This is a genomic window from Anaeromicrobium sediminis (genome assembly GCF_002270055.1).
Taxonomy (GTDB): Bacteria; Bacillota; Clostridia; order Peptostreptococcales; family Thermotaleaceae; genus Anaeromicrobium; species Anaeromicrobium sediminis.
In genome coordinates this window covers 1-5,778 of sequence record NZ_NIBG01000046.1, presented here as the reverse complement: position 1 = coordinate 5,778, position 5,778 = coordinate 1, and the positions used below count along the sequence as shown (strand labels likewise).

Genomic DNA, 5,778 nt, shown 5'->3' with positions numbered 1-5,778 from the left:
GACTTTGGCAATTCCATGTTGATGAAAAGGGAAAAAGAACAAAAGAAAAATGTTGATCAATTAGAAGGGACTTTAGAATATATATCGCCAGAGCAGACGGGAAGAATAGATAGGCCTGTAGATTATAGATCTGAGTATTATTCTTTAGGAGTGTGTTTTTATCAATTGTTAACAGGGAAATTACCCTTTAATAATGCTGATAGATTAGAACTGATTTATGCACATATTGCAAAAGAACCTTTGGCTCCAATTGAAGTGAATGATAAAATACCTCAGGTAATATCAAATATTATAATGAAGTTAATGGCTAAAATGCCTGAAGATAGATATCAAAGTTTAACTGGTTTGAAAAGTGATTTAAAAATATGTGAAAAAAGTTTTAAATCTAAGGGGAAGATAAAAGATTTCAAAATTGGAGAGAAAGATATTCCGGATAGATTTCAAATACCATCAAAGTTATATGGTAGAGAAGAAGAACTTGAAAAATTACTTACTTCTTTTGAAAAAGTTAATAATGGTGCCAAAGAATTAGTATTAGTTGAAGGTTATTCAGGAGTAGGAAAGTCGGCTTTAGTAAATGAAGTACAGAATCAACTTGTGGAAAGGTCAGCCTATTTTATATCAGGTAAATTCGAACAATTTCAGAGAGAGATACCTTATAGCGCACTTATTCTGGCACTTGAAAATTTTATAAATCAATTGCTTTTAGAATCTTCGGAACAACTAGCAACATGGAGTGAAAAAATATTACAGGCAGTAGAAAATAACGGACAGGTAATTATAGATGTTCTTCCGTCTTTAAAGCTGATTATAGGAGAACAAAATCCTGTTCCTAAATTGGGACCAACCGAAACACAAAATAGATTTAATCTTGTTTTTGAAAATTTTATGAGGGCAATTGCCCAAAAAGAGCATCCCCTTGTTATGTTTATTGATGATTTACAATGGGCAGATTCTGCAAGCTTAAGTTTTATAAAAATGCTAATGACAAATAAATCAATAAAGTATTTATTCATTATCGGAGCTTATAGGGATAATAAAATTAATTTGATTCAGCCCCTTATGATGATGAAGAATGAACTTATTAAAAGCAAAATTATAATCAATATTATAAAATTAAATACACTTGAAAAGAAAGATGTTCAATCAATACTTGAAGATACTTTCGTAAGTGTAAGAAAAGATTTGTTTGCATTTAAAGAAATATCGGATTTTATCTATAGCAAAACTCAAGGAAATCCGTTTTTTGTGAAACAATTTTTACAGTCTTTATATGATAAAGAGTATATTTGGTTTGATTATAATTCAATGGGGTGGTGTTGGGATACATCACAGATAAAAAAACTGGATATAACTGAAAATGTAGTAGAACTATTAATGAAGAAAATTAATACATTAAATCCTTCAGCCATACAGGAACTAAAAAATGCTGCTTGCATAGGTAACCAATTTGATCTGAAATCTCTGGCTTTAATTAACGAGAAACCTTGGGACTCTATGGTGGATGATTTGCAGTTGGCTGTTAAGGAAGGATTAATAGCTGTTGTTAAAAATGGGAATACGGATTTATCCCAGAATAATATTAAATTTCGATTTCTTCATGACCGTATACAGCAGGCTGTTTATTCTCTGATACCTGATCATATGAGACCGGCTATCCATTTACACATTGGAAGACTAATGTTAAAAAAATATGTGGAGTTTGAAAAAAAGGAACAATTATTTGAAACGGTAAGACAGCTTAATTTAGGTAAATCCATAATAAGTGATAAGACAGAATATATAAAACTTGCACAATTGAATTTTAAAGCAGGTATAGCCGCAAAAGGGTCTTCCGCTTATAAAGCAGCATTTATTTATTTTCAAACAGGAATTGAAATGTTAAGTAGTGATGCCTGGCAAGAATATTATGAACTGGCTTTAGGATTATATTCGGAAATAACAGAAATGTCGTACCTTATTAGTGATTTTAAACAAATGGACGAGTATGCAGAAGTAGTTTTAGAAAATGCAAAAACATTAACGGACAAAGTTAAGGTTTACAATATAAAAATACAAGCTTACCAGGCTCAGCTAAATTTACAGGAAGCTTTAGAAACAGGTATATCAGTCCTTGAATTAATGGGAATAAATATGCCTATTAACCCAAATGAAACTCATATTGAGAAAGCTTTTGGCAATGTAAAAGAAGCTATGGAAGGAATGGAAGTAGAAGATTTACTAAACTTACCTTCTATGAGTGATCATGTAAAACTTGCGGCAATGGAGATTATGCTAAGTACTACACCTACTACATATAAGGCAGCTCCTATGCTGACCCCTATATTAACTTGTAAGATGGTTGAACTTTCAATAAAATACGGTAATTCTCCTCTTTCACCGGGAGCTTATGCCTTTTACGGAATGGTACTTTGTACAGGAATAAATGATATAGAACTGGGATACAGAATAGGAAGAATGAGTATTAAACTAGTAGAAAAGCAAAATCTAAAACAATACAAGGCCAAAGTTTTAGAAATAGATAATTATTGTATAAAGCATTGGAAAGAACATCTTAAATCAACTCTTGATTCCCTTACTGAAGGATATAGAGCAGGAATGGAAAACGGAGATTTTGAATACGGTGCTTATTGTTTACCGGCACACGCTAAAAATTCCTTTTATATAGGACGTCCCCTTTCAGTTCTGGAAGAAGAAACAGTAAACAATACAAAAAATATAGAAAAAATAAAACAAGGTTTATCATTAAATTATGAAAAAATATTTGGGCAACTTGTTTTGAATATGCAGGGGAAATCAAAAAATTCTGTGAAACTTATAGGTGAAATGTGTGATGAAAATGAAATACTTCCTGTTGTTAGTCATATTGGTGATATGATTGGAATGGTTTTTATTTTTCTAAGTAAAACAATATTATATTATCATTTTGGAGAATACGCTCTTGCAGTTGAGACTTCAAAAAAAGCAGAAGAAAATTTAGCTGGAGTAGCAGGAATGGTGGATATTGCTATGGTTTATTATTTTGATTCCCTTTCAAGGCTTGCAACATATTCTGCTGTTTCAAATAATGAAAAAGATGAAATTTTAATAAAAGTTTCCGAAAATCAGTCAAAAATGAAAATTTGGGCTAAATATGCTCCAATGAATTTTTTGCAAAAATTTTATTTGGTTGAAGCAGAACGTTTACGAGTAACAGGTAGAAATTACGAAGCCATAGAATATTATGAAAAGTCTATATCTCTTGCAAAAGAACATGAATACATAAATGATGAAGCTTTGGCTAATGAACTAGCTGCAGAATTTTGGCTTAATGAAAATAAATATAGATATGCTAAATGGCACTTTAAAGAAGCTTATTCTGGCTACAAGTTTTGGGGGGCAGAAGCTAAGGTGAAAGATATAGAAAATAAATATCTAGAAATTTTTCATGAAAAGTTTGAAGTAAATACAAAAGATACCCAATCTACAATAACTGCTTTAGAGTTAGTAGATATTAATACGATTATGAAAGCAAGTCAGGCTATTTCACAGGAAATTGTTTTAGAAGAGCTTATAAAGAAATTAATTAAGATTGTTATTGAAAATGTGGGGGCTCAAAAAGTAGTATTTATTATGAAAAAAGAAGGTGCTTTTATAATTAAAGGGAAGAAAGAAATTGAAGAAGAAAAAATAACTGTAGTTAAGGATATAATGGTTGAAGAATATGAGAACATTCCTAAGAGTATTATAAATTATGTTAGTAGAAAAAATGAAAGTGTTATTTTAGAAAATACCACTAATTCTATAAATTTCGGTGGTGATAAGTATATTGTTAAAAGAAGACCTAAGTCAATTTTATGTTTTCCTTTAATTAATCAAAGAAAATTAAAAGGAATAATTTATCTTGAAAATAATCTTATGACAGGTGCTTTTACTAGGGATAGATTGAAGGTTTTAGAAATACTTTCTTCCCAAATAGTAATTTCCCTTGAAAATGCAAAATTATATGAAGGTTTAGAGCGCTCTAATGAAATATTAGATACTAAAGTAAAAGAACGAACGGTTCAATTAAAGAAAGAGAAAGATAAATTGCAAAAATATCTTGATATTGCTGAAGTTTCATTTTTAATTTTAGATAAAGATGGAAGAATAGCATTGATTAATAGAAAGGGTTGTGAAATTTTAGGCTATTGTGAAGAAGAACTGCTCGGGAAAAAATGGAATAAAAATTTTATTAAGAAAGAGGATAAAAAAGAATCAAAGAATAAATTAGAAGCTTTAATAAATGGAGAATCAGTAGAATATTGGGATAGAGTTATTGTAACTAAAACTGGCGAAGAAAGGATAGTGTCTACCCATAATGTTGTGTTAAGAGATGAAGAGGGGAATGTGGAAGGAACATTGAGCTGTGGAGTAGATGTTACTGCATATAAGCTGTTAAGAGAACAGCTTGAATATAATAAATTGAAATTGGAGCTTTTTGCTAATTTATCTCACGAGTTAAAAACACCATTGAATCTGTCTTTCTCTGCATTACAAATGATAGATTTATACAGAAATAGTGATTTAAGTCCAAAGCTTAATGAGAAATTTGGGAAATATACAAATATTATTAAACAAAATAACTATAGACTTCTAAAGTTAGTTAATAATATAGTTGATATAACTAAAATAGCTTCTAATTCTTTTGATTTAAATTTGCAAAATCATGATATAGTAGAACTTATTAGAAAAATAACTTACTCAGTTTCGGACTATGTAGAAAATAAAAATCGAATATTAGAATTTAATTCAAATATGAAAAGTAAGGTAATTGCCTGCGATCCTTTTAATATTGAAAGGATTATCTTAAACCTACTTTCTAATGCTATAAAATTTACAGATGAAGGGGATGAGATTTCTGTAAGTATATATGATAAGGAGGAATCAATTAGTATAGTAGTAAAAGATACGGGAATTGGAATTTCAAAAGATAAGCAGAAAATGATCTTTGAACGTTTCAGACAGGTGGATAAGTCATTTACTAGAAATAGTGAAGGAAGTGGAATTGGGTTAACTATTGCTAAGTTACTTATTGAATTGCATGATGGTCATATTACAGTAGAGAGTAAAGTGGGCAAATTTACTAAATTTATTATAGATGTACCTATTAGGGAATTGGATGAAAAATATATTTATACTAACAATTATACAAATTCTGGAGAAAACCTAATTAACAGAATGGACATAGAATTTTCTGATGTTTATGGTTTATAAACTGAAGAGATTAGTTTTAAAATAAAGTAAAAGGACTAAAATTAAATTGCCACCTTAAAGTAATATGATGATTATTTTAAGGTGGCAATTTTATATACAAATTTTTTAGTTTGTTGCAATTGACAAAATAAGCCTTTTTTCGCCAAAGGGATTTTTAGTATTCTTGAAGAAATGTTAATTGTTGCATATAGGATGAATTTCGTGTTGCATATTTAGAAATTATGGAGTTATTTGTTTATTTTTAGGAGAATACTATGAAATTAAAACTGATTTTTACATATGGAGGAAACAAGTAGGGGGAAGGGCATGTGCTAAAATTTAAAGAATACGAAATTGATGAATTAATTTATAAAGGAAATGATACACTTGTTTATGGTGGATACCATAAGGTAAAAAAAGAAGATCTAATTTTTAAAACATTGTCTTCAGAGAGATTAACATTAAAGAATGTTGAAAAATTAAAACATGAATACATGATTGCTCAAAATGTTAACTCCATTAAGGGTGTAGTAAAAGTATATGATTTGGAAAATTGGCAAGGAA

2 protein-coding genes are annotated in these 5,778 nt (G+C 29.5%); both read left to right on the top strand.

The window, feature by feature from the left end; genetic code table 11:
• Positions 1-5,235 (top strand): AAA family ATPase (locus CCE28_RS21610; RefSeq protein WP_141228415.1); only part of this gene is annotated, 5,235 nt, incomplete at its 5' end.
• Between the two features lie 308 nt (positions 5,236-5,543).
• A partial coding sequence (locus CCE28_RS21605; RefSeq protein ID WP_141228414.1) for a hypothetical protein occupies positions 5,544-5,778 on the top strand: 235 nt, incomplete at its 3' end.